Raw genomic sequence first — 26,959 nt, 5'->3', positions numbered from 1 at the left:
TATATGGGAGCAATGCGCCCGCAAGACATACTGATGCCCGTCCCGGCCGGGCTTTGCTGCAAGCCCGGCGGCTTCCATATCGATCCTGTCCGGCCGGTCGAGCGTGCGCTGATCACCCACGGCCATTCCGATCATGCGCGCCCCGGCCATGGCGCCGTGCTTGCCACCCAAGAGACGCTCGACATGATGCGGCTGCGCTATGGCGACAATTTCGCCGGCTCGACCCAGGCGATCGCTTACGGCGAGGAGATCAGGCTCGGCGACGTCACGGCCACGTTCCACCCCGCGGGCCACGTGCTGGGCTCGGCGCAGATCGCCGTGACCTGCAAGGACACAAGGATCGTCGCCTCGGGCGACTACAAGGACGCGCGGGATCCAACCTGCGCGCCGTTCGAGCTCGTGCCCTGCGACGTCTTCATCACCGAGGCGACCTTTGGGCTGCCGGTGTTCCGCCATGGCGACGCGGCCGGCGAGGTGAACAAGCTTTTGGACTCAGTGAAGCTGTTTCCGGAGCGCGCGCATCTGGTCGGCGCCTATTCGCTCGGCAAGGCGCAGCGCGTGATCGCATTGCTGCGCGAAGCCGGCTACGACGCGCCGATCTATCTACACGGGGCGATGGAGAAGATCACCTATTACTATCAGGAGCGCGGCGTCCCGCTCGGCCAGCTCCGGCCCGTGCGCGGCATGAAGAAGGCCGACCTTGCCGGCACCATCACGCTGGCGCCGCCGAGCGCGACTTCCGATATCTGGACGCGACGCTTCCCCGACCCCGTCACCGCCTTCGCCTCGGGCTGGATGCGCGTGCGCGCGCGGGCCCGACAAGGGGGCGTCGAGCTGCCGCTGGTGATCTCCGATCACGCCGACTGGGACGGGCTGACGGCAACGATTGCCGCGACCGGCGCCGGCGAGATCTGGGTCACGCACGGCCAGGAGGACGCGCTGGTGCATTGGTGCAAGACCAACGGCCTTGCGGCGCGGCCGCTCGACCTCGTCGGCTATGGCGACGAGGACGAAGGCGAAACGGCGGCGCTGACTGGCGAGGCCCCGCCCGCCGGCGAGGCAACATCATGAACCGCTTCGCTCAATTGCTCGACCGCCTCGCCTACGAGCCGGGCCGCAACAACAAGATCAAGCTGCTCTCAGCCTATTTCCGCGAGACCGAAGACCCCGACCGCGGCTACGCGCTGGCGGCGCTGACCGGCGCACTGTCGTTCAAGCACGCCAAGCCGGGCTTGATCCGCGACCTGATCACGGAACGCGCCGATCCCGTGCTGTTCGGCTACTCCTACGACTACGTCGGCGATCTCTCGGAGACGGTGGCGCTGATGTGGCCGAAGGCTGGTGCCTCTTACAGCGAATCTTTCCAGGGCCACCCCTCTCCCCAACCTCGAGAGCGATGCCGCGGGCGAGATGTCGGTGAGACGCTGAAGACTCACAACAACCCGCCTCCTCCCACCCTCACCGAGGTCGTCACCACGCTGCGCACGCTCGGCAAGACCGAGCTGCCGGCGCAGCTCGCGCGCTGGTTGGATGAGCTCGACGAGACCGGACGCTGGGCGCTGCTAAAGCTCGTCACCGGCGCGATGCGGATCGGGATCTCGGCGCGCCTCGCCAAGACCGCGGCGGCTGCGCTCGGCAATAAGGACCCGCACGAGATCGAGCTGATCTGGCCGGGGCTGTCACCGCCCTATCTCGACCTGTTCGCCTGGCTGGAAGGCCGCGGCGACAAGCCGATCAACCGTGATCCAGCGCCGTTCCGCCCGGTGATGCTGGCGCATGCGATCGAGGATGCGGATTTCGCAAGTCTCGACGCCGCCGATTTCAGCGCGGAATGGAAATGGGACGGCATCCGCGTGCAGGCGGTGTCCGGCCGCGACGAGCACGGCCACATCCAGGCGCGGCTCTATTCGCGCACCGGCGAGGACATTACCGGCAGCTTCCCGGACCTCGTGCCGTCGCTGCATCTGCCCGGCGCGATAGACGGCGAACTGCTGGTGCTGCGCGACGGCCGCGTGCAGACCTTCAACGTGCTACAGCAGCGGCTGAACCGCAAAGTGGTCTCGCCGAAGCTGACCAAGGAATTCCCGATCCATCTGCGTGCCTATGATCTGCTGGGTGACGACGAGAACGATCTGCGCGAGCTGCCGTTCGCCGAGCGCCGCGCGCATCTCGAGAACTTCATCGCCAAGCTGAACGACCCGCGCATCGACCTGTCGCCGATGATTCCGTTTGCGAGCTGGACCGACCTCGCGGCGGCGCGCGCCGACCCGCGCAGCGCCGGTGCGGGCGACGATGCCGATGCGGTCGAAGGCGTGATGCTGAAACGGCGCGATGCGCCCTATCTGCCGGGGCGGCCGAAGGGACCGTGGTGGAAGTGGAAGCGCGATCCGCACATCATCGACGCCGTGCTGATGTATGCACAACGCGGGCACGGCAAGCGCTCGTCGTATTATTCCGACTACACGTTCGGCGTCTGGACCGATGCCGACGAGCTGGTGCCAGTCGGCAAGGCCTATTTCGGCTTCACCGACGAAGAGCTTCTCCAGATCGACCGCTTCGTCCGCCGCAACACGACGGAGAAGTTCGGCCCGGTGCGCCATGTGGTGCACGAGCCGGATCAAGGTCTGGTGCTGGAGGTCGCCTTCGAGGGATTGCAGCGCTCGCCGCGTCACAAATCCGGCGTCGCGATGCGCTTCCCGCGCATCAATCGTCTGCGCTGGGACAAGCCACCGCGCGAGGCCGATCGGCTGGAGACGCTTGAACGGCTGTTAATGAGCATGACAGGAAATTAAATCGCGCCGATGCATGGCAGCCATTGATCGCGGTTCCCGGGTTCCCCATCTGCCCGGCCGTGACATATAATGCGCGGCGATTCCGCAAGGAGACAGCAATGCCTAACGACGTCCGGGATTTGCCGGCCAGCCAGAATGACGGCCTGTACCGCTTCCTCGGCGGATCGCCGGTTTCGGTGGCGTTCCGGCTGATCCTGCTTTCGATCCTCGTCGGCGTCGTGCTGGCCGCGATCGGCTTCGATCCCTGGAATATTCTCTACAGCATTCGCAAGCTGTTCCAGAATATCTGGGATTTCGGCTTCGATGCGATCAACTGGGCCTGGCGTTACTTCCTGCTCGGCGCCGTGGTCGTGATTCCGGTCTGGTTGCTGTCGCGCCTGTTCGGCGCGCCGCGCGGCCGCTGACATAGAGGAGCGCTGGCAGCCGATGCAATTGCGATTTGTCGGCTGCGGCGACGCGTTCGGCTCCGGCGGCCGCTTCAACACCTGTTTTCACGTTACGGGCGAGCGCGCCAATCTGCTGATCGATTGCGGCGCGTCCTCGCTGCCCGCGTTGAAGCGGCTCGGGATCGACCGCGACGCGATCGACCTGATCCTGATCACGCATTTCCACGGCGACCATTTCGCCGGCCTGCCGTTCCTGCTGCTCGATGCGCAATTCTCCCGCCGCACCCGGCCGCTCACCATCGCAGGCCCCCAGGGCATCGCAACCAAGCTGCCGCAGGTGATGGAGGTGATGTTCGAGCATTCGTCGAAGACCAAGCAGCGCTTCGATCTCTCGGTGGTCACGCTCGAGCCCGAGCAAGTGAGCCACTTCGGCGACGTGACCGTGACGCCCTACCCGGTCGTGCACGGCGAATCCGGCGGGCCGTTTTTGGCCTATCGCATCGAGGCGGAAGGCCGCATCATCACCTACAGCGCCGACACCGAATGGACCGACGCGCTGATCCCGGCCGCCCAGAACGTCGATCTCTTCATCGCGGAAGCCTATACCTACGACAAGATGATCAAGAACCATCTCAGCCTGACAACGCTGGAAACGCATTTGCCCGCCATCAACGCCAAGCGCGTCGTGCTCACCCATATGAGCGACGACATGCTCGGCCGTGTCGGCGAACTGCCCTATACCGCGGCCAGCGACGGCATGACGATCGAACTCTGACCATGCACGCCCCCGTTCACCCCAGAATCACGACGCGGCAGGTGTTCGCCATCGCCGGCCCGGCGATGGTCGCCAACCTGACGACGCCGCTGATCGGCATCGTCTCGACCACGGCGATCGGCCGCCTCGATGATGCCGCGCTGCTCGGCGGCGTGGCGATGGCCTCTGTCATCTTCGACTGCCTGTTCTGGCTGTTCGCCTTCCTGCGCATGAGCACGCTGGCCTTCACCGCGCAGGCGCAGGGCGCCGGCGAGACGAAGGAGTTCGCCGCGATCCTGGTGCGCGGCTTCATCGTCGCCGGCCTGATCGGCACAGCCTTGATCGCGCTGCAGGTGCCGCTGGCCGCCGTTACGTTCAGCGTGATGGGCGGCAGCGAGGGCGTGACGCACGCGGCCAGGACCTACTTCATCATTCGGATCTGGTCGGCGCCATTGGCGCTCGGCAACTACGTGATCCTCGGCTGGCTGGTCGGACAGGCCCGTCCCAATCTGGCGCTGATGCTGCAGATCGTGATCAACTTGATCAACATGGCGGCCACCGTCCTCCTGGTGCTGGTCTATGGCGCAGGCATCGCGGGTGCTGCGATCGCCGCCGTGCTGGCGGAGGCGACCGGCTTCGCACTCGGCATCGTGGTGGCGTGGCGTCTCGCGGGGGGCGGCTTCGCGGTGCCGCGTGCCACGCTGTTCGATCGCGCCAAGCTGACGCGGATGCTGGCGGTCAACCGCGACATCATGATCCGCACCGCGGCGCTGATCATCGTGTTCCTGTTCTTCACCGCGAAGGGCGCGCGCGAAGGCGACGTGACGCTGGCGGCGAACTCGGTGCTGAACAACTTCCTGCTGGTCTCGGCGTTCTTCCTCGACGGCCTCGCCAATGCCGCGCAGCAGCTCTGCGGCCGCGCCTTCGGCGCGCGCGACGCGAAGGGCTTTGCCGATTCGACCCGGCTGGTGCTGCTGTGGGGGATCGGCTTCGCCCTTGCCGTCTCGGCGCTGTTCGCGCTGTTCGGGCCGCCCCTGATCGACCTGATGACGACCAGCAACGGCGTCCGCCAGAGCGCACGCGACTTCCTGCTGTTCGTGATCCTGGCACCGCTGCCCGGTGTGTTCGCGTTCGGCTTCGACGGCATCTATGTCGGCGCGACCTGGGCGCGCGAGATGCGCAACTTGATGCTGGCCTCGCTTGCGATCTTCCTCGCCGCCTGGTGGGCGTTCAGCGCGTTCGGCAACGCCGGACTCTGGACGGCACTGCTCGGCTTCTACATCGCCCGCGGCGGACTGCAGGGCCTGCGCTATCCGGCGATGCTGAGAAAGACGTTCAAGCCATCGTAGCTTTCGTAGCCCGGATGCAGCGAAGCGAAATCCGGGGCCGGTGCACGCGGCGAATCTTGATCCCGGATTACGCTTCGCTCCATCCACGCTACAGGCGCCTACCGCACCGGCCAGTCCTCGGCAGTGATCGTCGCGGCATCGGCGCCGACGATTTCGGACAGCGAGTCGCGCCCGGTGCGCAGCAAGGTCGAGGACAGGTCGCGCTTGATATCGTCGACCAACCCGACGCCTTTATAGACCAGCGACGAATAGAGCTGGATCAGGCTGGCGCCGGCGCGGATCTTCGTCAGCGCCGCGCCGCCCGAGTCGATGCCGCCGACGCCGATCAGCGGAAATGCACCTTCGACGCGCACATAGGTTTCGGCCACCATCCGCGTCGACAGGCGGAACAGCGGACGGCCCGACAGGCCGCCCTGCTCGTTGGCCCGGCTCTCCTCGCGCAAGGTCGAGGGTCGCGCCAGCGTGGTGTTGGCGACGATCATGCCGTCGACCCGGCGCGAGCGCGCGATGTGCACGACGTCGTCGAGCTCGGCGAGGCTGAGGTCCGGCGCGATCTTGAGCAGAACAGGCGAATCCCCGGCGTTCCTGCGCACCCGCTCGCGGGTATCGATGACCCGCGACAACAGGTCGTCGAGCATGGCCGATTGCTGCAAATTGCGCAGGCCCGGCGTGTTCGGCGAGGAGACGTTGACGGTGAAGTAGCTCGCAACCGGCGCGAAGGTCTCGATCAGCTTGACGTAATCGGCGATGCGGTCGGGCGAATCCTTGTTGGCCCCGACATTGACGCCGACGACGCCGCCGAGGCTGGCGCGCGCGGCGAGCCGCCGCAGCACGGCCTCCGCGCCATCATTGTTGAAGCCCATCCGGTTGATCACGGCCTCGTCGCGCTCGAGCCTAAACAACCGCGGCCGCGGATTGCCGACCTGCGGCTTCGGCGTCACCGAGCCGATCTCGACAAAGCCGAAGCCGAGCCGCAGCAAGGCGTCGGGCACCTCCGCGCTCTTGTCGAAGCCCGCCGCCATCCCGATCGGGTTCGGAAAGTTCAGCCCGAAGGCGCGCACCGCGAGCTTCGGATCATCCGGTCGCGGCCTGATCGGTGGCAGCAGCTTCAATCCCTGGATCGCCATGCGATGGGCATCTTCGGGATCGAACCAGCGCAGCAGCGGCAGCGAGAAAGTGTCGAAGGCGCGGATCACGGCTTGAGCTCCGGAACGTCGTGACCGCCATCGGACCGCGCGCGCAGATCGAGGATTTCGACCACCGCGCCGAGGTCGAGTTCGCCATAGAGATGCGGGAACAGCTCGTTGTTGCGCGACCTCTCCCAGCGCAGCGCATCGCCGAGTGCATCCGCGTCGACCGCGACCAGGAACAGGCCGGTCTGCCCAAAGAAGTGCTTGCGCGCGGTCTCGGCGACCTGGGACGCGGTGGAGAAGTGAATGAAGCCGTCGCGTTTGTCGTCCGCACTGCCCCGATACACGCCCTGCCGCTCGGCCTCGCGCCAGGCCGAGGCAGGGGTGATTTTGTAGATCATAGGCACGTGCCGGCCTTCCCTTTTGTCCTTGAGTCTCTTGGGGTTTTGTCCGGTTTGGGGCGGTGGCCCCAGATGCCACCGGGCGAGCCAGCGACCGTATCGGCGGCGGCGGCGCAACTCAAGCGGCGCGGTGCAACACCGCAGCAGAATTGCAGACGTGGCCGGTTTTGGGGTAATAATTCCTAGGTCTCCACACCGGATCCTCGCGATGGTCAAACAGCCGAAAGCCGCTCGACCGCTGACCCACAGCCAGGTCTGGGCCGCCCTCGACCGGCTCGCCGAACGCGCAGGCCTGTCGCCCTCTGGCCTCGCCAAGCGCTCCGGGCTCGACCCCACCACCTTCAACAGATCCAAGCGCATCACCGGTGATGGCCGCGAACGCTGGCCGTCCACCGAATCGGTCTCCAAGGCGCTGGCGGCGACCAATTCCAGCATGGAAACCTTCGTGCAGTTGCTCGGCGACGGTGGACGCGGTGGCGGTCAGTCGGTGCCGCTGATCGGCTTCGCCCAGGCCGGCGCCGGTGGCTATTTCGACGACAGCGGCTTCCCCTCAGGCAAGGGCTGGGATGAGGTGGCGCTGCCCGCGACCAACGACGAGCATGCCTATGCGCTGGAGATCGAGGGCGATTCGATGAAGCCGGCCTTTCGCGAGGGCGACATCATCGTAGTCTCGCCGGGGACCCCGATCCGCCGCGGCGATCGCGTCGTCGTGCGCACGACGGGCGGCGAGGTGATGGTCAAGGAGCTGAGGCGGCGCACCGCCAAGGTGCTGGAGCTCGCTTCCCTCAATCCGGCGCATCCCGACCGCACGCTCGAGGCGGACGAGGTCGAGTGGATCGCGCGCATCGTGTGGGCGAGCCAGTAAGTAGGGCGAGCCGACGGCCGCATAATCAGTGTCGTCCCGGCGCAGGCCCATAGGCGTTAAGGTAAGCGGACCATGGTTTGATAGCGTCGGGTTTTCCTCGGCGGCTCGCGAAGATGGCGCTGGAGAATGGGGAGAGATTGGCGGAGACGAGCCATTGCGGGTTGCGGAATGACGGCCTGCAAGAGTGAGACGATGAGCTGACGGAGCAATCGCCAGGCGCCAGGACTGGTCAGGCGGCTTCCGCCAAGCGGGGAGAGTCCTCGAGTTCGTCGACGAGCGGCTCGAGCAATAGAATCATCAGCAGATGAGCAAGGATATGCGATCTGGCGGATCGCTCGTTAGTTCCCGGCGGCCCCTTCAAACCAACCAGGCTCTTCAGCCGCTTGAAGCCCAGCTCGATCCGCCAGCGCAGGCGGTAGAGGGCGAGAATGTCATCCGTGGTGAAGTCATCTGGCGCAAGTGAGGTCACCAGGATGACCCAATCGGCGGCCTGCAGCGTTTTATTGGAGAGCTGATGGCCGCCCTTCTGTGCGGTCCGGCGCGCCTTGCGCCGCGCCTCGGCAGCGGCCTGTTGCGGCTTCTTGACGGCGACCAGACGCATGGCGAGCGGCGTGCCGCGCTTGGGTTTGATCCAGATCGGACAATCGAGGAGGCCTCGTTCCGCCGCCTTGCGCAGTTCGGCGATCAGATTGAATGCACAGCCCTTACCATCGAGCCAGCGTGCGCTCTTCCAACCCGCTCGAATGACGAAGTCTGCGCCGGCCTGGATCAATGTTGCCATGCGCTCCGGCTGCAAATAGGCCCGATCGGCAAGACGGATCTCGCCCGCAACCGCCGGAATCCGGTCGAGCCTCTCGCCGTCCTGTTGATCGGTCAGTTCGAAGTGGCCAAAACGCTCTTGCGGAAGATCGAACGCGCTGTGAATGCGCCACACCTCGTTCTTCTTCCTGCCATTCAACCCCTTCTTCGGCACCGTCGTGGCATCGATGATGCGGATCAGGCGACCTCGGCCGGCCTCGGAGCTGCGGCAGCGAGTGCCTGCCCGATCAGGAGCGCCAGCCAATCCCCGCACTGGCGCAAGCGGTACAACAGAGCCACGCTCGAAACATCGACAAGACCGACCGACGTCGCCCATGCCGCCGTCAATCGAAATCCCCGTTCACCAAGGCAATACGCCAGGATCAACCGCAGCAAGTCCACGGCATTGCGTATCTCGCGCGGACGCACGAAAGCCTTCGTCTCCCGTGCGGTCCGATCGAGCGCTGCGGCCCCTCCAAGCCGGGTTACGATCCCCGCCCAGTCGCGATTCGCCAGTGCTTCATATCTCATGCCATGCTGGAATCACGAACCATCCCGCACCGCAAGCCTAACTTAACGCCTATGGGCGCAGGCCGGGACCCATAACCACCGCTCACCATTGCTTACGCGCGCTGTGGCCCCAGCCCGTTCTAACAACTCGACCCTGTGGTTATGGGTCCCGGCCTGCGCCGGGACGACGGCGGAGATTGTGGTGCGCTCGCGGCCCCCTCACGTCGCGTAGTCCGGCTCCCTGCGGTCCAGCATTCGCTTCAGCGCGTCGAAATGCCGCTGCGACGGGCTCGGGCCGTTGTAGAGGTGATCGTCGCGGAAATCGCGCTTGGTCTTCTCGACCACCTGCTGCGGCAATTGCTTCAGCGGCTGATGGGTCCACATCGCGTAGATCTGCACCTGCGCGGCGCGCTCGACGTAATACAGCCTGTCATAGGCATCGGCGATGGTTTCGCCGACGGTGGAGATGCCGTGGTTGGCCATGAACAGAATGGTCTTGTTGCCGATCACCTTGGCGAGCCGCGCCCCTTCGGCGGGATCGAGCGCGGGACCGGTGTAGAGATCGTCATAGGCGATCGCCTCCGACAGTCCGACCTCGGTCTGCCCGATCTCCTTGATGCGCGGGTCCTCGAGCCGGGTCAGCGCGCTGGCGAATGGCATGTGGGTGTGGAACACCGCCTTCGCTTGCGGCAGCGCCTTGTGGATCGGTGCGTGGATGCAATAGCAGGAGCGCTCGACCTCGCCTTCGCCGCGCTTCACCTCGGCATCGTCGAGGCCGACTTCCATGAAGGACGATGCGGTCACCTCCGACCAATGCATGCCGAACGGGATCTGGTAGTAGCGGTCGGTGCGGCCGGGCACCACGAAGGTGAGATGGTTGAAGATGCCTTCCGAGAAGCCGTGGATGTAGGCGAGCCGATGCGCTGCCGCGAGATCGACCCGCGCCTGCCATTCCTCGGCGCTCGAGCTGTCCCGCAGCGATGTCGGCGAAACCCTGAACTGCATGCGCATGCTCCCATCTATGCCGGCCTCTCGATGGAGGCCAGGTTGATTTTATGGAAGCGATTGTAACGCAATCCGGCCGCCAGCTCCGGTGAAATTGCCGCTGGCCTGCCATCCGGATTTTGCGGGCCGGGCCGGGTTATGGGATGATGCACTGCGAAGGCGGCTGCTTCGGCGGTAGCGGCCTATTGTCGCCGCCGCTGCGCGCCACCAGTGGACGACATGCAGGAAGCACGACGAGAACGGGAATGAACAAACCACAGGGACCCAAGCCGAGGGCGTTCGATCCGGCAGAGGTGAGCGAGAGCAACTACACCAGCTATCCGCCACAGCACCGCGCCGTCAACCAGACGCGCTACAACCGGCGGCTCGGCGATCATGCCGGCTTAACAAACTTCGGCGTCACCCTGACGCGGATCATCCCCGGCGGTCAGTCCTCCTATCGTCACGCGCATTCGCGACAGGACGAATTTGTCTACGTGCTGGAGGGTGAAGTCGTGATGGAGACCAATGCCGGGGCGCAGGTGCTGACAGCGGGCATGTGTGCCGGCTTCCCTGCCGGCTGTGGCAACGCGCACCGCTTCATCAATCGCACCGACAAGGACGTCAAGCTGCTGGTGGTCGGCGATCGCACCGCAGGCGACGAGATCAGCTATCCCGACGTCGACATGCACGCCGTGCTCGGCGCTGACGGCGCGTACAAGTTCACGACGAAGAAGGGTGAGCCGCTGTAGGCACCGCACAACGGTAGCCCGGATGAAGCGCAGCGCAATCCGGGACGACCGAGCGCGCCGGCGACATTCCCGGATTTCGCTGCGCTCCATCCGGGCTACGGATGTTCCGTAAGGTGGGCAAAGAGAAGCGTGCCCACCTTTACTTGCACGTCAGGTGAGTGGTGGGCACGGCGCTTGCGCCTTTGCCCACCGTACCCGACCTCACCCCAACTACGACGACCGCGCCAGTGCGCCGTCGATCATGTTGACCGCGTTCGTCACACCGTAGACCGCGACGAAGGAGCCGAAGCGCGGACCTTTCTCCTGGCCGAGCAGCACCTGGTAGAGCATGTTGAACCAGTCGAGCGAGACGCCGGGGCGGCCGTCCTTGCCCTTCTTGTTCAGGTCGAGGAACGGCTCGCGGCGGCCGATCTCATAGACCACGTTCTGGATGTCCTCTGCGGTGGCGTCCGGCGCCATGTTGGCGAGCGCATCGCGCAGGTCCTGCAACGCGGCGCGTTCGCTCTCGGTCGGCTCGCGGAACTGCTTGGTCGGCGCCACGAAGTCGCGATAGTAGTTGATGGCGTAGCCGACCATCGCATCGAGCTTCGGATGCGTCTGCGGCGTCACGCCCGGCCGGTAGCGGCCGATGAAGCCCCACAGCGTCTCGGCGTTCTCCGCGTTCGACGACGACACCAGCGTCAGCAGGAGCTGGAAGGTGACGGGCATATCGGCCCGCGGCGGCTTGCCGGCGTGAATGTGCCAGACCGGGTTCTGCAACTGCTGGCGCGCTTCCTGCCTGGGGAAGCCGTCGAGGAACTGCTGGTAGTCGTCGACATTGCGCGGAATGACGTCGAAGAACAGCCGCTTTGCCGCCTTCGGCTCGCGATACATGAACAGCGACAGCGATTCCGGCGAGGCGTAGCGCAGCCATTCGTCGATGGTCAGCCCGTTGCCCTTCGACTTCGAGATCTTCTGGCCCTTCTCGTCGAGGAACAGTTCGTAGTTGAATCCCTCGGGCGGCGTGCCGCCGAGTGCCGAGCAGATCTTGCCGGACAGCTTGACCGAATCGATCAGATCCTTGCCGGCCATTTCATAGTCGACGCCGAGCGCATACCAGCGCATCGCCCAATCCGGCTTCCACTGCAGCTTGCAGCGGCCGCCGGTGACCGGGACGGTGACACTCTCCTTGGTCTCGGGATCCTCGTAGGAGATGGTGCCGGCCTTGGCGTCATGCGCGGTTACCGGGACGTAGAGCACGTGGCCGGTGCGCGGACAGATCGGCAGGAACGGCGAATAGCTCGCCGCGCGCTCCTCGCGCAACGACGGCAGCATGATCGCCATCACCTTCTCGATCCGCTCCAGCATGCGCAGCAGCGCCGCATCGAACCGGCCCGAGGTGTAATACTCGGTCGAGCTCGCGAATTCGTAGTCGAAGCCGAACTGGTCGAGGAAGGCGCGCAGCCGGGCGTTGTTGTGCTGGCCGAAGCTCGGATGGGTGCCGAACGGATCGGGCACCTTGGTGAGCGGTTTGCCGAGATGCTTCTCCAGCATCTCCTTGTTCGGCACGTTGTCGGGCACCTTGCGCAGGCCGTCCATATCGTCGGAGAAGGCGAGCAGGCGTGTCTTGATCTTGTCCTCGGTGAGCACGCGGAAGGCGTGGCGCACCATCGAGGTACGCGCGACCTCGCCGAAGGTGCCGATATGCGGCAGGCCCGACGGGCCGTAGCCGGTCTCGAACAGCACCTCGTCCTTCGGATTTTTCTTCAGCCGCGCCACGATCGCTTTCGCCTGCTCGAACGGCCAGGCATTGGATTGTTCGGCGAGCGCACGCAGGTCGCTCGGGCTGGCGGCAAGATCAATCACGGGCATTCTTCAGGCTCTCTCCAAAAAAGGCCGCAAAACTAACGCTTTCGCGGCAAAATGCAAAACAAGGGCAAAGCCGGCACTGGCTCCCTCGCCCCGCTCTTGCGGGGAGAGGGTTGGGGGTGAGGGGTCGATCCGCATCATCGGTAAGAGACGGATTTGCGGAGATTCCCCCTCACCGGGAATTCAAGCTGCGCTTGAATTCCGACCTCTCCCCGCAAGCGGGGCGAGGCGACGGACTCCGCGTCAGAACGGGCTGATCGAGAAGTAGCGCAGCCACAGATCGGTGAAGCGACCCTTTTCCCAGATCCGGAACAGCGCCCAGTTCAGTGACTGCCGGAGCAGGTCATTGCCCTTGCGCACGGCAATGCCGATGCCCTCGCCGAAATAGCGGCTGTCGACGAAGGGACCACCCGAGAAGGCGCAGCATTCCGCCGAGTCGGTGCCGTTGATCCAGAACGCCAGCGAGATCGCGTCGCCGAAGATGAAGTCGACCTCGCCGCGGCGCAGCGCCGCGCGCAGCGCGTCGTCGTTGGGATAGGAATGGATTTCGGCGTCGGTGAACATCGCCTTGAGATAGGCCTCGTGCGAGGTCCCGGCGATCACGCCGACCTTCTTGCCCTCGAGATATTCAGGACGGATTTCCGGCATCACGTTGTCGCGGCGCGACACGAAACGCGCCGGTGCACGGTAATAAGGATCGGTGAAATCGACCTTGGTGCGGAGTTGCGGCGTCACCGCCATCGACGCGATGATGGCATCGCCGCGATTGGTCGCGAGCGCATCGATCAGGGTCTCGAAACGGCGCATCTGGATGGTGCAGGTGACCTTGATCTCGTCGCAGAGCGAGCGGGCGAGATCGACATTGAAGCCGGCCGGATTGCCGTCGGGACCGGTGAAGTTGAACGGCGGGTAGTCGGTCTCGGTCAGGAAGCGGATCACGGTGAGGCGCGACAGGTCCGGCCGATCCGGGCGCCGCCGCGGGTCCCAGAAGCCGGGCACCGCCTGCGGTGCGGCTTGGGCTGCCTTCGGCGTCGAGGTCTGCGCCGCGACTGGCGGGGCGGCGGGCGCGGGGGCTGCGGGAGCCGCTTGCACCGGCGCCGGAACCGGCTTTGCAGGCGAGGTCTCTGCGGGCGCCGGCTGCTCCGACCGCGTCTGCGCGGCCACCGGCACGATCAAGCCGAGCAACGCGCCCGCGACCACCCACCCGGCCAGCCGGACGGCTGGACGCAACGAGGCGGCAACGGATCGGGCGGACTGATCGGACATGACCGGCAATTTAAAAGGAATTGGCTGGGCTTATAGACCATTCGACGCCCGAAGCGAGCGCCGAATGGGTTAATTCTGCCCGGAATTGGCGGGTGACGCGAACAGCGGAGACCGGCTCTTCGCAAGGATCGTGCCCGATCCGCTGGCTCAGAGATACTTTTTCAGGTCGGCCGCCGCTTCGTCGGGCGTCCGTTTCAGATTGAACGGGGAAATGAAATTACCGTCGCGATCCATCAGATAGATCAGCGCGGTGTGATCCATTGTATAATCGCCGTCCTTGAGCGGCACCTTCTTGGCGTAGACCCGATATTCGGACAGCACTTTCGCAACCGCGGCGGGATCGCCGGTGAGGCCCTTCAGGTGCGGATCGAAACTCGAAAGGTAATCCTTCATCGCGGCCGCGGTGTCGCGCTCAGGATCGACCGAGACGAAATAGGCATTCACGCGGTCGGCATCCTTGCCCATCGCCTTCAACACCTCCGAGATCTCGAACAGCGAGGTCGGGCAGACGTCAGGGCAATGGGTGAAGCCGAAGAAGATCAGCGTCGGCTTGCCCTTGAGGTCCTTGTCGGTGACCGTCCGGCCGGACTGATCGGTGAGCTGGAACGGGCCGCCGATCGCGGCCGGCGCGGCGACCGTGCGCAAGCCCCCGACCGCCCACAGCATGAGGGCGAGGCCGACCGCCAGGCTGACGGCGAAGGCGGCAAAGATCACCAGCGGGCGGGTGGTCCGGGGCATGATGGCGAACGTCCTCTCTTAGAAGCAGGCGGAGATGCCGGCGGTGATCATTTCGAAGAACACCGCAGTCCCGTAATGGAACCAGAGCATGGCAGCCGCAAGCAGAGCCAGCCCGCCGATACCGGTAGCGCCCCAGAGGATCGCAGACGCCACTCGGCCCTGCGCCGGGCCGGCGATATCGTGAAGTCGGGCGGAGATCGGCTGAACCATGGCTTTGAGATAAGGCGGGTTCCGCCGGCCGGCAAGCACGATGGCTGTCGGCGCGATCACGTCATGCGGAGGCTGCGACCGGAAGGACGCGTCGGTTCTCTCGACACTCGATCCCCGCCCTCACTTCCCGGCAAATTGCGGGGCGAGGCCCAACCGCGGCGGTCAGTGCGAGCCGGGCCTGCCCGCCGACGCCTGGGCGTCGAGATAGCAGGGCTTGTAGAGCGCCTGTAGTTGCTTGCCGCGGAGGAAGAGCATCCGCGGCGTCAGGCCGCCGCGCGCGGCGATCCATCTGCGCACCGCGGGCGGGTACATCGAATAGAGCATATGGGTCGCTTCAGCATTGGTGACGGCACGGCCGTTGGCGCCGAAATCCCAGGCGGCATGAAAGCCGAGCGTGGCGTGCGAGGTGACGCAAATCCGGCTGCGCGGAACCGCGCCGAGCACGATGGTGCAGGCCGATGCGCAGAGCCCGTCGATGATCACGGTCTCGCCCGACGAGCGCAGATTTTGATATCTGTCGACGTAGGTTCCGATCCGCCCGCCGCGATCATCGGCGATCCTGACCACGGCATGCGACGCCCCCATTCCCGCCAGCAGTAGAACCGCAGCGAGCAACCCCGTCATCAACTTCATTGGCCAGCCCCAGTCGAAACCGAATCTGATTGTCTTGTGATGCAAGATGGGCGAGAGCGTGTTGCGAGACTGAATTTTTGTCCAGACGAGCGCGGCTCTTCAAATCAAATTCAAATTGGGTGTTGCGCGCACGCTGCAGTCGAAAAGCTGCAAGGTCCCAAACTGGAACAACTTGCCGCAACCGCTTGGTCGCTCCTCGCCACCGGCAAGCGCCGTTCGACGTTGACCGCGCGCGATGAGGCGGTCTTGAATCGCCGCGGGGCTGGGGAGAACTGAAAATGGCTGACGATGCAGACGTGATCGTGGTTGGCGCCGGGCTCGCCGGCCTCGTCGCGGCAACCGAGATCGCGGATGCCGGTAAGCGCGTCATCGTGCTCGATCAGGAGGGGGAACAAAGCCTCGGCGGGCAGGCCTTTTGGTCGTTCGGTGGGCTGTTCCTGGTCGATTCGCCGGAGCAACGACGGCTCGGCATCAAGGATTCCGTCGACCTTGCACTGCAGGACTGGATGGGAACCGCGGGCTTTGATCGCGACGAGGATCACTGGCCGCGCAAATGGGCCGAGGCCTACGTTGCCTTCGCCGCTGGCGAGAAGCGCGGCTGGCTGCGCGCGATGGGCCATCGCAACTTCCCGATCGTCGGCTGGGCCGAGCGCGGCGGCTACGACGCGATGGGCCACGGCAACTCGGTTCCGCGCTTTCACGTCACCTGGGGTACCGGCCCCGGCATCGTCGAGCCGTTCGAGCGGCGGGCGCGCGAGGCCGCCAACAACGGACGGTTAACCTTCAAGTTCCGCCACCGCGTCGACGCGCTCAGCGTAACCAATGGCACCGTTGACGGCGTGAGCGGCGCGATCCTGGAACCAACCACCGTCGAGCGCGGCAAGAGTTCCTCGCGCACGGTGATCGGCGACTTCTCGCTGCGCGCGCAGGCGGTGATCGTCGCCTCCGGCGGCATCGGCGGCAATCATGACCTGGTGCGGCAGAACTGGCCGACGCGGCTCGGCCAGCCGCCGAAGTTCATGATCTCCGGCGTGCCCGAACACGTCGATGGCCGCATGATCGGCATCACCGAGGCCGCCGGCGGACGGCTGATCAATCGCGATCGGATGTGGCACTACGTCGAAGGCATCCAGAACTGGAATCCGATCTGGCCGCGCCATGGCATCCGCATCCTGCCGGGGCCGTCATCGCTGTGGTTCGACGCCACGGGCAAGCGGCTGCCCGCGCCGCTGTTTCCGGGCTCCGACACGCTCGGGCAACTGCACCACATCATGGGCACGGGCTACGACTATTCGTGGTTCATCCTGACCCAGAGCATCATCAAGAAGGAATTCGCGCTCTCCGGCTCGGAGCAGAATCCCGATCTGACGGGCAAGAGCTGGCGCATGACGATCAAGCGCGCCACCAACAAAGGCGCGCCAGCGCCGGTCGAGGCGTTCAAGCGGCACGGCGCCGACTTCATCGTGCGCGACAATCTCGCCGACCTCGTCGGCGCCATGAATTCGCTCGCCGGCAACGACCTGTTGAAGCTCGATCGCATCGAGGCCCAGATCGAGGCGCGCGACCGCGAGATCGCCAATCCCTTCGTGAAGGATGCGCAGGTGATGAACCTGCACAATGCGCGCCGCTACATCGGCGACAGGCTGATCCGCACCGCGAAGCCGCATCGCATCCTCGATCCCGAACACGGCCCGCTGATCGCGGTGAAGCTCAACATCCTGACCCGCAAGACGCTCGGCGGCTTCGAGACCGACCTCGACTCGCGCGTGTTCGGACACGACCACCAAATCATCCGCGGGCTCTATGCCGCAGGCGAAGCCGCCGGCTTCGGCGGCGGCGGCATGCACGGCTATCGCTCGCTGGAGGGCACCTTCCTCGGCGGCTGCTTGTTCTCGGGCCGCAATGCGGGCCGCGCGGCGGCGAAGGCGGTGGGGTAAAGCGCGCTCAAAATATCGAAAACAACCCCATGCAAAGTAGCGGGCGGCCGCCGGCACTCGGAAAATGCAGCTTGACGCGTCGGGCAACTCAGGCGCATTCTTCCTATATTCCGAAATTGCGCGAAATATCCCTTGCCCAGGCAGGGCGGGCTGATTGCGGTACAGGAGGATTGGCCGAGTCTGAGCGAAGCTTGATCCCAGCGAGAACTGGCGAGGGTAGAGCGAGAGCGAAGGCCGACAGAGTCAAGTTTGGCCGTAAACCTAAGCTTACTCCCCTCCAGACCACGGAAGCCAAGCACAGACTCGCAGAGGGTGAGACCCAAACCGATGTAGCGCGGCTATTCGGTGTAAGTCATCAAACGATTGGTAGACTCTAGGGGAGCGGCGCATGGCTAAGAAGCATCACAATGCCGGGCCGACGTTCAGCCCCGGCAGCATGAAGAAGCCACGTCCAATAGTGCCCGATCCTGAGAAGAAGCGAGTCGAGCTAGACCAGGCGGCGAGAGATGCAGACAAGCAAAGACGATTTTGGGTGCTTCTCAACAAGGACCCGCGCGCTTGGTTCGCCGAATATTTTGGGAAGAGAGGTTGACCTGCCTACGCTCAACCGAGACGAAGTCTAACTCGTGAGCAGATATGAAAAAGCGGATTCACCTATCACCTTCGAGCGCGGTTGGTCGCATACTTGGCCATGTTCTCCGGAGTCTTCCAGTAATATAATCTTAGGGAAGACTCGTAGCCTTGATAGCGCCCCTTGAAGCGCGTCAAGGCGGTCTCGAATTGCACCATCATTAAGAGGGCATCGCTCACCTGAGGTAGGACCACGGTATCTAGCTCGTCTAAATACTTGCCCTCCGGCTCTGGCTTCAGAAATTCAAGAAGGTCAATGGCCGCGTACTCATAAACCAGCGGCATGATACAGGGAAGGCAATGTCCGCTATGCCCCGACAGCGGCCAAGTTAGTTCGGCAGCGCAATATGTCGCGATGGGCCATGAGCGGACTGGAGCGCTTTGTTAAACCGCTGATTGAAACTTGCTGTCCAGCCCATCAAGGAACCGCAGGGCCGTTGAAGTGAATGGGACCGCGGGATGATAAACAGGAGCGTGCTCGCCGCCAGGAATAATCCACAAGGCGGCATCCGAAATGGAACGGTAGATGCTGATAGCAATTTCAACGGGAAAAAAGCGGTCGCGATCACCGTGCACAACAAGCGTACGAGCTGTGATGGTTGATAGATCCCGTGCGGTGAAATTCATATCGTCGCGGTTTTCACCCAGCGCGTTGAACTGTGCGATCAGTTGACTGATCTGTTCGTCACCGCGCTTTGCGCACTCGCGATACATTTCTTGTACTTCCTCGGGCATGGTGCCGAACGAAGCTCTACGCATGATCACCCTGGCCTGATCCGGGAAATGGGTCGTTGCACTAACCAACACCATTGCGTCGATGCGCCTGGGTTGGCTCGTTGCCATATGCAGGAGTGTCATCGCGCCAGAACTGATGCCCATAGCCGAGAAGTGACCGACCCCCAGCTTCTCAAGCAGGAGGAAAACGTCGCTGGCGGCTTCCCGATGTGTGAACCTGTTCTCGGGGTTGGTGGAGTGACCATGGCCACGCAGATCCACAACGATCAGTCGATGGCGCTCGGAGAGCGCAGCAGTAAAGGGATGCCAATTCTGTACACAACCACCAAACCCATGCAAGAGTACCAGAGGCTTTCCCACTCCGTACTCCTCGTAGTACATGTCAATGCCGTTGATTTGAACGGTATGCCCGCGAGTGGTTGTCTGTTTGGGAGCGTACCTCGTTGTCATGGGTGTTCCTTCAAATGAGCTACAAGGTGAACAGCGCCTGACAGACGTCGGGCGGCGACGAAAGCCGGGTTGTGAGAATCGGACTCCTGACAAGTCTAGTCTCATCTTGCCCTAATCCGTCTCCGCATTGAGAAACCGCACCCCGAACGTATCGGCGTTGGCCTCGCCTCATTCGTACAGCGCCTGCAGCATCGGCTTCAGCGTCTCGCCGCGTTTGGTCAGGCAGTAGCGCGAGGAGCCGCCGGCGCGCTCCTGCCTGACGAAGCCCGAATTGCAGAGATCGCGCAGGCGCTCGGTGAGGATCTTGTCGCTGAGCTGCGGGATGTCGTGGCGCAATTCGCCGTAGCGCATCGGGCGGATCTTCAGCCGGCTCAGGATCACGGTCTTCCACTTGCCGCTGAGCTGGTCGATCGAGAACTCGACCGGGCAACCATACTTCCGCTTGGTCTTGCGTATCATCCCGTTCTCCCGCCGCACTTTCCATCTGGTTCGTTGAGGGTGGCCATCGATGCATCTAAGCACGCTTCGCGGGGTTGGGAGAACAGCAGGACCAGCAAGGCATGACAGAGGACAGCTCCACCCCGGCTGCGCGCGACGCAGGCACGACGCGTCCGCGCATCGTCGTGAGGCGCGACGGGCCCTATGAACCCGACGGCGGCATTCCGATCGTCGATCATCTCGGTGTTCCCATCGCAACCGAAGCGCTGGTGCGGCTCTGCCGCTGCGGGCAATCGCAGACCAAGCCGTTCTGCGACAACAGCCATCTCAGGCACGGCTTCACCGATGCCAAGGATGCACGGCGCGTGCCTGACAAGCTCGACATCTATGCGGGGCAGCAGGCGTTCATCCTCGACAACCGAGGCACCTGCGCGCATTCGGCCTTCTGCACCGACCGGCTCAGATCGGTGTTTCATCTCGGCGAGGAGCCGTTCATCACGCCAAGCGGCGCGCGGCTCGACGATATCGTCAACACAGTGCGAAAGTGTCCATCGGGCGCGCTCGGCATCGGCCTTGGCCCTGCGCGCGAAGCCAATCTGTCCGACGTCAGCCGGCCGCCGCAGATCGAAGTGTCGAAGGACGGCCCCTATCGCGTCACCGGCCATGTCGAGCTGGTCGATGAGGACGGCGCCGCCATCGTGCAGAATGCGGGTGCGTCGCGCGAGCATGTCAGCCTGTGCCGTTGCGGGTCGTCGTTGAACAAGCCGTTTTGCAGCGGCATGCATTGGAACGTCGCATTCCGCGATCCCGTCCCCGATCCCTTGCGCGAGCCGACGCTGTTCGAATGGACCGGCGGCTATCCGGCGCTGCTCGACATGACGCGGATCTTCTACAGCCGCTACGTGCCGGAAGACCCGCTGCTCGCGCCGCTGTTCGCCGAGATGTCGCCGGATCATCCCGAACGCGTCGCAGCCTGGCTCAGCGAAGTGTTCGGCGGCCCGCGCTTCTACACCGAGCGCTATGGCGGCTATGGGCGGATGATCTCGCAGCATATCGGCAAGCAGATCAGGCCGGAGCAGCGCGCGCTGTGGGCCACCTACATGATGCAGAGCGCCGACGATGCCGGGCTGCCGTCCGATCCCGAATTCCGCGCCGCCTTTATCGCCTATATCGAATGGGGCTCGCGGATCGCGGTGGAGAATTCGTCTGCCGACGCCAAGCCGCCGCCGAACATGCCGGTGCCGCGATGGTGGGGGGTCTGCAACGCGACGCCCGGCGCGCGGCCGTCCGCGATGGCTGCCGACGCACCGGCGGCAAGCGAGGTCAATCCGGCGCTGCCCGGTCCCGACGAGGTCGTGCAATTCGAACAGCACATCCGGCCGCTATTCCGTCCGATGGACCGCAACTCGATGCTGTTCGCGTTCGACCTCTGGAAGGAGGCAGATGTCAGCATGCATCGTCAGCAGATCTTGAGGCGGCTCGAGGCCGGAACCATGCCTTGCGACGGTGCATGGCCGGCCGAGCGCATCGCGCTGTTCGCGCGCTGGGCCAATGCGCTGAAGCCGCAGACCTGATCGCGATCGCGCCGAGGCGATCTCGGTGCAATTTCAAGCGATTTCCGGGAGCCGTGCTGCAAATTGCACAGTGGCGGCGGGCGCGCCGGCGCGCTAGACAACTGCCGCCATTGAAGTGGAGAGCCAAATGAGCATTCAGCGTTTCGAAACCGGCCCGCGCATGAGCCAGGCCGTCGTACACGGCAACACCGTCTATCTGGCCGGCGTCGTCGCCAGCAAGGCCGCCGGCGGCAACGTCACCGATCAGACCAAGGACATCCTGTCGATCATCGACGGTCACCTCGCGAAAGCCGGCACCGACAAGTCGAAGCTCCTCAGCGCGACGATCTACATCACCGACATGAAGACCTTCCCCGAGATGAACGCGGTGTGGGATGCCTGGGTCTCGCCCGGCAACACGCCGGCTCGCGCCACGGTCGAGGCCAAGCTCGCGGCTCCTCAATACAGCGTCGAGATCATGGTGGTCGCCGCGAAGTAGACGCGACGATTGACGGCCTGGAATGGCGCGGCAGCCGCTGGCAGCCGCGCCATTCGCATTTATGCGGCGCGTGCCGTACCCTTCTCCGCGTCGAGCTTGCGGGCAAACAGCCAGCGGAAATAGGTCAGCGGCGCATCGGCGCCGATCGCGAGCAGTTGATAATCCGGATCGGCATCGAGCACCTTCTGCTGCGCCTCGATGAAGTCCTTGTCCTCGTTGAAGCCCTCCTCGAGCGAATGCCGCAGCGACAGCGCGATGTTCGGGTTGTCGATGTCGAAGTCGTGCATGTAATTCCAGAAGAAGTGGGTGCTCGAGCGCGTCTCCGGCGTCATGAACTGCGCGTTGCGATATTGCCGCGTCCCCGGAACCTGAACGCCTTTCTCCACGCCCTGCCCCGCCGGCGCAAAGGTGGTGTCGAGCGTGAAGATGCCCGGGATGATCATGCGGCCGATATTGCGGCGATCGACCGGGTCGGCTTTGTTCGGAATGACCTTCCGGTGATAAGGCGGCGGCTCGGCGCCCATGTGCCAGCGCTCGACACGGAAACCATCATCCAGCTTCTCGATCGCGACCGGCTTGGTCTTGTAGGCGTATTCCTCGGATCCGCCGAGCGTATTGGTATGGACGAAGGCGAGATGGGCGAAGTCGCTGAGATTGTCGACGATCAGCAGCCAGTTGGCCTTGTAGTGCATGTAGCCTGGAAGTCCCCGCCATTTCGGATCTTCGAGCGGCGGATAATCGAGGATCAGTTTCGGATCGGCCTTTTCGGGGTCGCCGGTCCAGATGAAGATCATGTTGTAGCGTTCGACCACGGGATAACTGCGCACGCCGAGCTTGGCGGGAATGGCGTCCTGGCCCGGAATCTGGATGCATCTGCCATCGGCGGCGAACTTCATGCCGTGATACATGCACCTGATATCATCGCCCTCGATGCGCCCCATCGAAAGCGGGGCGGCGCGGTGACAGCAGCGGTCGTCCAGCGCGACCACCTTTCCGCTCGATCCGCGATAGAGCACGATCGGCCGCTCCAGGATGGTGCGTGCCAGCTTCTTGCCGTCGATCAGTTCCTGGTTCAGCGCCGCCACGTACCAGGCGTTGCGCAGGAAAATTCCGTCATGGTCAGTCAAGGCACCCTCCCGATGCAATGTTGGTTGCAGCGAGGTTAGGTGATCGCGACGTCCAGGATAATCCGATTTGGCTGGACACACTGTACCGGGGGATGGACAATCCAGCCATGGAGTGGCGCGACTGGGAGCTGTTTTGCGAAGTTGTCGAGCACGGCGGCTTCACGGCTGCCGCGCGCGTGCTCGGGCACCCCAAATCGAGCCTCAGTGCTGCGGTGCAGCGCCTGGAAGCCAATCTCGGATTGCGGCTGATCGAGCGCACCACGCGGCACCTGCGGCTGACCGACGTCGGCGAGACCATCTATCGCAAGGTGCGCCCGCTGTTCGCCGCGCTGCACGACACCCACAGCGAGGCGCTGGCGATGAGCAGCGCCGTCGCCGGCACCTTGCGCATCAAGGCTCCCTACGAATTCGGCGCCCATCACGCAGGTCCGGTGGCCTGCGCGGTGATGAGCCACTATCCCGAGCTGTCGATCCGCATCGACGTCGAGCACGACATCGTCAACCCGATCGCAGAGAACTACGACATCGTGTTCGCGATGCTGGAGGCGCCGCTGCCGTCAGCCGGCATCGTGATCCGCCGGGTGTTCACGCTCGAGCGCGGTCTGTTCGGAGCGCCGGCGCTGCTGGAGAAGTTCGGCGAGCCGCGCACGCTCGAAGAACTGAAGAAGCTCCCGCTGCTGACCGGCCCCAGCGATCCGCCATGGGCGATCACTGCACCCGGCGGAAGGGTCGAGCACGTCGCCGTCGACCGCGCGCGCCTCACCAGTTCGAACGCGCATGTCCGCCTGCAGGCGGCACTCGCCGGCCACGGCGTGCTCCGGGTGACCGCGAGCTACACCCGCGCGGCGGTCGCGACCGGCCAGTTGCGCCGGCTGCTGCCGGATCATGCCTGCGAGCCGTTGAACGTGCACGCGCTGCTGCCGGCGCGGCAATTCGTCCCCGCCAAGGTGCGCTGCTTCCTCGACGCCATGGAGGCCCATGCGCGCGGCGATCCCGAGGCCTACATCAAGCCATAGGATCCGTCCGGATGCCGATTTTCCCAAAACAGCACCCTGCCGGGAACCTATTCGCGCAAGCGGCATCAAATGCTGATCAGCCGCGAGAATGAGAGCCGTCATGCGCCAGGTCCAGGTCACGACCACCACCCCGATCGCCACGGAAGACGCCGGATTGGTGCAACGCGCGCTCGCCCGGGACGAGTCGGCGGTGCGCGCCATCATGCAGGCGAACAATCGCCGGCTGTTCCGGCTGGCGCGCGGCATCCTGCGCAACGACGGCGAAGCCGAGGACGTCGTGCAGGACGCCTATGTCCGCGCCTTCACTCACCTTGATCAGTTTCGCGGCGACTCCAGCCTGTCGACCTGGCTGTCGCGAATCGCGATCAACGAAGCGCTGGGCCGGGTGCGCCACAAATCGGCGAGCGTGGAATGGTCGGAGCTGCCGCAAGCTGCCCTCGAGGCGCAAATCATCCAGTTCCCCCTGTCGTCAGCGGACGATCCGGAAAAATCCATGGCCCAGCGCGAAATCCAGCATGTGGTCGAGCATGCGATCGATGAGTTGCCCGAGGCGTTCCGCCTCGTCTTCATCACCCGCGTGATCGAGGGCATGACAATCGAGGAAACTGCCGCAATTCTCAGCCTCAAGCCGGAGACGGTGAAGACGCGGCTGCACCGGGCTCGAACCATGCTGCGCGACAACGTCGAACGGAAAATCGGCCCAGTGGTGATGGAGGCCTTCCCCTTCGCCGGCCGGCGCTGCGAACGGTTGACGGACGCGGTGCTGAGACGGCTCGGCTACACCGCGTAAAATTTTCGGGAACCTCCGTGCGCCCGCGCCATCCAACTCCTGTGCAATCAACCCGCGCCGGCCCATGCCTGCGCAACAGGAGTGTCAAACCATGTTCGTTCGACTGAGCATCGCGGTCGCCGCGCTGAGCCTGTTGGGCAGCGCTGCGCTCGCCCAGACTGCAAAGCTCACCGATCCGCAAATCGCGCACATCGCCTATACGGCGGGCGTGATCGACATCAAGGCCGCCAAGCAGGCGGAATCGAAAGCGTCCAACAAGGAGGTCAAGGCCTTCGCCAAGGACATGGTGCGCGACCATGAGGCGGTGAACAAGCAGGCACTGGATCTCGTCAAGAAGCTGAAGGTCACTCCCGAAGACAACGACACCAGCAAGGCGCTGTCGAAGCAGGCGGCCGACAAGCTCGCCGAGCTCGCGAAGCTGAAAGGCGCTGCATACGACAAGGCCTACGTCGACAACGAGGTCGCCTACCACAAGACCGTCAATGCGGCGCTGGAGACGCAGTTGATCCCGTCGGCCAGCAATCCCGAGCTGAAGAATCTGCTGCAGACCGGCCTGAAAATCTTCCAGGGCCACGAGCAGCACGCCGAGCACGTTGCGGCCAGCCTGAAATAGGGAGCTTCCCTGATGTCGTCGGGACGCCATCTCGCCATGCTTGCTCTGCTCACGCTTGGCGCGATGGCCGTCCCGGCGCATGCAGCCACCATCCAGATCGTGATGGAGAACCTCGTGATCTCGCCGGCCGAGGTCTCGGCAAAGGTCGGCGACACCATCGAATGGGTCAATAAGGACGTCTTCGCCCACACCGCGACCGCCAGGAACGGCAACTTCGACGTGACGCTTGCGCCGAAGCAGTCCGCGACCCTGGTGCTGAAGAAGGCGGGCACGGTGGACTACTACTGCCGCTACCATCCCAACATGAAAGCGGTGCTGAAGATTGCACCGTAGCGGCCGCATGACGTCAGAGGTAATCGAGCGGGCGCTGCAAACCTTCGATAGTCCGGACAGCCGAATGATCCGGCACCATCGAAGGAGACAACCATGACCGACCACGCAACCGTTGCCCGCCGCTACATCGATCTCTGGAACGAACGCACGCCGAGCCGCCGCCGCGAGATGCTGAGCGAGAACTGGACCGCGGACGCCCGCTATATCGACCCGCTGATGAGCGGCGACGGCCACGAGGGCGTCGATGCGTTGATCGCGGGCGTGCAGCAGAAATTTCCAGACTTCAGGTTCAAGCTGATCGGTGAGCCGAACGGCTTCGGCGATCACGTCCGCTTCTCCTGGGGTCTCGGACCTGATGGCGTCGACAGCCCGATCAAGGGCACCGATTTCGCCACGCTGAAGGACGGCCGGATCAGGAGCATCACCGGCTTTCTCGACCAGGTGCCGGGCGCCTAGCGAACCGGTACTCGCTCGGAAACGCTGTGGCTTCCACGCCGGCGACGTCGCTGATAGTCTTCCCGAAACAACTCGGGAGGACACCATGAAGGCAGCTATCGCCTTCAAGACGTCTGCCATCAGCGACATCACGCCGGCGCTGCTGGCGATCGGCCGCGACAGCTTTCCACAAGCCCTGATCGGCGCACTGCGCCGCGCCGCCGGCGTCGGCCATTGCATGGTGTTCTCGTTTGCGGGTGCGCGGTCGGCCGCGTGCCTGCTCGACGTCGGCAATATCCCGATCGGGGGCGACCTCGGCATCGCCTATTCCCAGCATTTCCACCTGTCGGACCCGAACCGCGATGCCGTGTTCGAGGGGCAGGCTCAGGCGACGCCGATCCTGCTGCCGAATTTTGCCCGCCGCATGTACAGCGACAGCTATCGCAAGATCTTCTTCGACGACTCCGACATCGTCGACAAATTCGCATCGGCGATCTGGGTCGACGACACCTGCTTCTACGTCAACTTCTATCAGATCACATCGCAAGGCCGCTTCAGCCGCGACCAGATCGCGCGCCTGACCGCGATCGCGCCCGTGGTGACTGCGGCCGTAGCACGCCATTTCCAGCGCGACGCCATCGAAACCGATCCGATGGGCCGGCTGAAGGCCCTGTTTGCGGCCGCAGAGCCATTTGTCAGGCTGACCGGGCGCGAGAAGGAGGTCTGCCTGCGCATCCTGTCCGGCCTCAGCTCGGAAGCCATTGCCGCCGAGCTCGGCATCGGCCTGCATTCGGCCCTCACCTACCGCAAGCGCGCTTACGACAAGCTCGGCATCTCCTCACAGAACGAGCTGTTCGCGATCGCGCTGCGCCTCGTGGCATCGCCTCGCCGGCTGAACTGATCAAGCGGCCAGACGGCGCCTGTCCCAAACCCTAGGGACAGACAGCGCGCGTGATGCGGCCTATTCTGGCGCGCGGATCGAGCCTT

Annotated in this window: 31 protein-coding genes; 18 read left to right on the top strand and 13 right to left on the bottom strand. The window is 64.3% G+C overall.

Translation table 11 applies throughout. The features are described from left to right. The first annotated feature begins 12 nt into the window (after positions 1-12). The 5 genes from P6U25_RS04475 to P6U25_RS04455 all read left to right on the top strand — a co-directional run bounded on the left by P6U25_RS04475 (position 13) and on the right by P6U25_RS04455 (position 5,281). The gene (locus P6U25_RS04475; RefSeq protein WP_407152413.1) at positions 13-1,071 is read left to right on the top strand and encodes a ligase-associated DNA damage response exonuclease; all 1,059 of its coding nucleotides are present in this window, start codon (positions 13-15) and stop codon (positions 1,069-1,071) included. After that, positions 1,068-2,792, top strand: coding sequence for a cisplatin damage response ATP-dependent DNA ligase (locus P6U25_RS04470; protein WP_407150264.1), 1,725 nt, complete (start codon positions 1,068-1,070; stop codon positions 2,790-2,792). The genes P6U25_RS04475 and P6U25_RS04470 overlap by 4 nt, the downstream gene beginning before the upstream one ends. Before the next feature lie 98 nt (positions 2,793-2,890). Next, the gene (locus P6U25_RS04465) at positions 2,891-3,196 is read left to right on the top strand and encodes a DUF6460 domain-containing protein (protein ID WP_407150263.1); all 306 of its coding nucleotides are present in this window, start codon (positions 2,891-2,893) and stop codon (positions 3,194-3,196) included. A gap of 22 nt (positions 3,197-3,218) precedes the next feature. Further along, the gene (locus P6U25_RS04460; RefSeq protein ID WP_407150262.1) at positions 3,219-3,953 is read left to right on the top strand and encodes an MBL fold metallo-hydrolase; all 735 of its coding nucleotides are present in this window, start codon (positions 3,219-3,221) and stop codon (positions 3,951-3,953) included. Positions 3,954-3,955: 2 nt separating this feature from the next. Further along, the gene (locus tag P6U25_RS04455) at positions 3,956-5,281 is read left to right on the top strand and encodes an MATE family efflux transporter (protein ID WP_407150261.1); all 1,326 of its coding nucleotides are present in this window, start codon (positions 3,956-3,958) and stop codon (positions 5,279-5,281) included. 98 nt (positions 5,282-5,379) lie between these two features. Here the strand turns inward: P6U25_RS04455 and P6U25_RS04450 are convergent, their stop codons facing one another. Both P6U25_RS04450 and P6U25_RS04445 read right to left on the bottom strand, forming a co-directional pair. Next, a complete protein-coding gene (locus P6U25_RS04450; protein ID WP_407150260.1) occupies positions 5,380-6,477 on the bottom strand; it encodes a quinone-dependent dihydroorotate dehydrogenase in 1,098 nt (365 codons plus the stop codon). Then, a complete protein-coding gene (locus P6U25_RS04445; protein ID WP_407150259.1) occupies positions 6,474-6,818 on the bottom strand; it encodes a DUF952 domain-containing protein in 345 nt (114 codons plus the stop codon). Before P6U25_RS04445 ends, P6U25_RS04450 begins: the two co-directional genes overlap by 4 nt. A gap of 202 nt (positions 6,819-7,020) precedes the next feature. Between P6U25_RS04445 and P6U25_RS04440 the strand changes: the two genes are divergently transcribed. Beyond that, complete coding sequence (locus tag P6U25_RS04440) at positions 7,021-7,677, top strand: S24 family peptidase (RefSeq protein ID WP_407150258.1); 657 nt, start codon at positions 7,021-7,023, stop codon at positions 7,675-7,677. Between the two features lie 229 nt (positions 7,678-7,906). Here P6U25_RS04440 and P6U25_RS04435 read toward each other — a convergent pair whose 3' ends face one another. The 3 genes from P6U25_RS04435 to P6U25_RS04425 form a co-directional block, all read right to left on the bottom strand. Further along, positions 7,907-8,650, bottom strand: a complete 744-nt coding sequence (locus tag P6U25_RS04435; RefSeq protein ID WP_407150257.1) for a transposase — start codon at positions 8,648-8,650, stop codon at positions 7,907-7,909. Between the two features lie 23 nt (positions 8,651-8,673). Continuing rightward, on the bottom strand, positions 8,674-9,006 hold the full coding sequence (locus P6U25_RS04430; RefSeq protein WP_407150256.1) for a hypothetical protein: 333 nt from the start codon (positions 9,004-9,006) through the stop codon (positions 8,674-8,676). Between the two features lie 198 nt (positions 9,007-9,204). After that, complete coding sequence (locus tag P6U25_RS04425) at positions 9,205-9,990, bottom strand: class II aldolase/adducin family protein (protein WP_407150255.1); 786 nt, start codon at positions 9,988-9,990, stop codon at positions 9,205-9,207. Positions 9,991-10,235: 245 nt separating this feature from the next. Between P6U25_RS04425 and P6U25_RS04420 the strand changes: the two genes are divergently transcribed. Beyond that, a complete protein-coding gene (locus tag P6U25_RS04420) occupies positions 10,236-10,721 on the top strand; it encodes a cupin domain-containing protein (RefSeq protein ID WP_407150254.1) in 486 nt (161 codons plus the stop codon). 210 nt (positions 10,722-10,931) lie between these two features. On the opposite strand, the gene P6U25_RS04415 is transcribed toward P6U25_RS04420, so the two are convergent. From P6U25_RS04415 to P6U25_RS04395, 5 genes are all read right to left on the bottom strand, one after another. Continuing rightward, the gene (locus tag P6U25_RS04415; RefSeq protein WP_407150253.1) at positions 10,932-12,572 is read right to left on the bottom strand and encodes a lysine--tRNA ligase; all 1,641 of its coding nucleotides are present in this window, start codon (positions 12,570-12,572) and stop codon (positions 10,932-10,934) included. A 240-nt stretch (positions 12,573-12,812) separates the two neighbouring features. Continuing rightward, positions 12,813-13,835: a transporter substrate-binding domain-containing protein gene (locus P6U25_RS04410; protein ID WP_407150252.1), complete on the bottom strand. Its 1,023-nt coding sequence runs from the start codon at positions 13,833-13,835 to the stop codon at positions 12,813-12,815. A gap of 147 nt (positions 13,836-13,982) precedes the next feature. Further along, a complete protein-coding gene (locus P6U25_RS04405; RefSeq protein WP_407150251.1) occupies positions 13,983-14,573 on the bottom strand; it encodes an SCO family protein in 591 nt (196 codons plus the stop codon). An 18-nt stretch (positions 14,574-14,591) separates the two neighbouring features. Beyond that, on the bottom strand, positions 14,592-14,843 hold the full coding sequence (locus P6U25_RS04400) for a hypothetical protein (RefSeq protein ID WP_407150250.1): 252 nt from the start codon (positions 14,841-14,843) through the stop codon (positions 14,592-14,594). 102 nt (positions 14,844-14,945) lie between these two features. After that, positions 14,946-15,416 (bottom strand): hypothetical protein, encoded by a 471-nt coding sequence (locus tag P6U25_RS04395; protein ID WP_407150249.1) that lies wholly within the window; start codon positions 15,414-15,416, stop codon positions 14,946-14,948. Between the two features lie 278 nt (positions 15,417-15,694). Here P6U25_RS04395 and P6U25_RS04390 point away from each other — a divergent pair, with 278 nt between their 5' ends. The 3 genes from P6U25_RS04390 to P6U25_RS04380 are packed head-to-tail and all read left to right on the top strand — an operon-like array spanning position 15,695 to position 17,945. Continuing rightward, complete coding sequence (locus P6U25_RS04390; protein WP_407150248.1) at positions 15,695-17,353, top strand: FAD-binding dehydrogenase; 1,659 nt, start codon at positions 15,695-15,697, stop codon at positions 17,351-17,353. A gap of 29 nt (positions 17,354-17,382) precedes the next feature. After that, complete coding sequence (locus P6U25_RS04385; protein WP_407150247.1) at positions 17,383-17,730, top strand: helix-turn-helix domain-containing protein; 348 nt, start codon at positions 17,383-17,385, stop codon at positions 17,728-17,730. Positions 17,731-17,741: 11 nt separating this feature from the next. Next, the gene (locus P6U25_RS04380) at positions 17,742-17,945 is read left to right on the top strand and encodes a hypothetical protein (RefSeq protein WP_407150246.1); all 204 of its coding nucleotides are present in this window, start codon (positions 17,742-17,744) and stop codon (positions 17,943-17,945) included. Between the two features lie 422 nt (positions 17,946-18,367). On the opposite strand, the gene P6U25_RS04375 is transcribed toward P6U25_RS04380, so the two are convergent. Continuing rightward, positions 18,368-19,078: an alpha/beta fold hydrolase gene (locus P6U25_RS04375; protein ID WP_407150245.1), complete on the bottom strand. Its 711-nt coding sequence runs from the start codon at positions 19,076-19,078 to the stop codon at positions 18,368-18,370. A 258-nt stretch (positions 19,079-19,336) separates the two neighbouring features. Next, positions 19,337-19,627: a winged helix-turn-helix transcriptional regulator gene (locus tag P6U25_RS04370; RefSeq protein ID WP_407150244.1), complete on the bottom strand. Its 291-nt coding sequence runs from the start codon at positions 19,625-19,627 to the stop codon at positions 19,337-19,339. A 101-nt stretch (positions 19,628-19,728) separates the two neighbouring features. Here P6U25_RS04370 and P6U25_RS04365 point away from each other — a divergent pair, with 101 nt between their 5' ends. After that, positions 19,729-21,180, top strand: coding sequence for a CDGSH iron-sulfur domain-containing protein (locus P6U25_RS04365; RefSeq protein ID WP_407150242.1), 1,452 nt, complete (start codon positions 19,729-19,731; stop codon positions 21,178-21,180). A 127-nt stretch (positions 21,181-21,307) separates the two neighbouring features. Continuing rightward, on the top strand, positions 21,308-21,658 hold the full coding sequence (locus tag P6U25_RS04360; protein WP_407150241.1) for a RidA family protein: 351 nt from the start codon (positions 21,308-21,310) through the stop codon (positions 21,656-21,658). 59 nt (positions 21,659-21,717) lie between these two features. On the opposite strand, the gene P6U25_RS04355 is transcribed toward P6U25_RS04360, so the two are convergent. After that, the gene (locus tag P6U25_RS04355) at positions 21,718-22,785 is read right to left on the bottom strand and encodes a Rieske 2Fe-2S domain-containing protein (protein ID WP_407150239.1); all 1,068 of its coding nucleotides are present in this window, start codon (positions 22,783-22,785) and stop codon (positions 21,718-21,720) included. 92 nt (positions 22,786-22,877) lie between these two features. On the opposite strand from P6U25_RS04355, the gene P6U25_RS04350 reads away from it, so the two are divergent. The 6 genes from P6U25_RS04350 to P6U25_RS04325 all read left to right on the top strand — a co-directional run bounded on the left by P6U25_RS04350 (position 22,878) and on the right by P6U25_RS04325 (position 26,873). Then, positions 22,878-23,801, top strand: a complete 924-nt coding sequence (locus P6U25_RS04350; protein ID WP_407150237.1) for a LysR family transcriptional regulator — start codon at positions 22,878-22,880, stop codon at positions 23,799-23,801. A 100-nt stretch (positions 23,802-23,901) separates the two neighbouring features. After that, positions 23,902-24,591: an RNA polymerase sigma factor gene (locus P6U25_RS04345; RefSeq protein ID WP_407150236.1), complete on the top strand. Its 690-nt coding sequence runs from the start codon at positions 23,902-23,904 to the stop codon at positions 24,589-24,591. A 91-nt stretch (positions 24,592-24,682) separates the two neighbouring features. Next, positions 24,683-25,204 (top strand): DUF4142 domain-containing protein, encoded by a 522-nt coding sequence (locus tag P6U25_RS04340; RefSeq protein WP_407150235.1) that lies wholly within the window; start codon positions 24,683-24,685, stop codon positions 25,202-25,204. Positions 25,205-25,216: 12 nt separating this feature from the next. Continuing rightward, positions 25,217-25,537 (top strand): cupredoxin family copper-binding protein, encoded by a 321-nt coding sequence (locus tag P6U25_RS04335; RefSeq protein ID WP_407150234.1) that lies wholly within the window; start codon positions 25,217-25,219, stop codon positions 25,535-25,537. Positions 25,538-25,630: 93 nt separating this feature from the next. Next, positions 25,631-25,993: a nuclear transport factor 2 family protein gene (locus P6U25_RS04330; RefSeq protein ID WP_407150233.1), complete on the top strand. Its 363-nt coding sequence runs from the start codon at positions 25,631-25,633 to the stop codon at positions 25,991-25,993. Between the two features lie 85 nt (positions 25,994-26,078). Next, the gene (locus tag P6U25_RS04325) at positions 26,079-26,873 is read left to right on the top strand and encodes a helix-turn-helix transcriptional regulator (protein ID WP_407150232.1); all 795 of its coding nucleotides are present in this window, start codon (positions 26,079-26,081) and stop codon (positions 26,871-26,873) included. Positions 26,874-26,959 lie beyond the last annotated feature (86 nt).

The organism is Bradyrhizobium sp. ORS 86 (genome assembly GCF_045571475.1).
Classification (GTDB): Bacteria; Pseudomonadota; Alphaproteobacteria; order Rhizobiales; family Xanthobacteraceae; genus Bradyrhizobium.
Note: the sequence above shows the minus strand (reverse complement) of the source record. Positions and strands in the feature narration are given on the sequence as shown.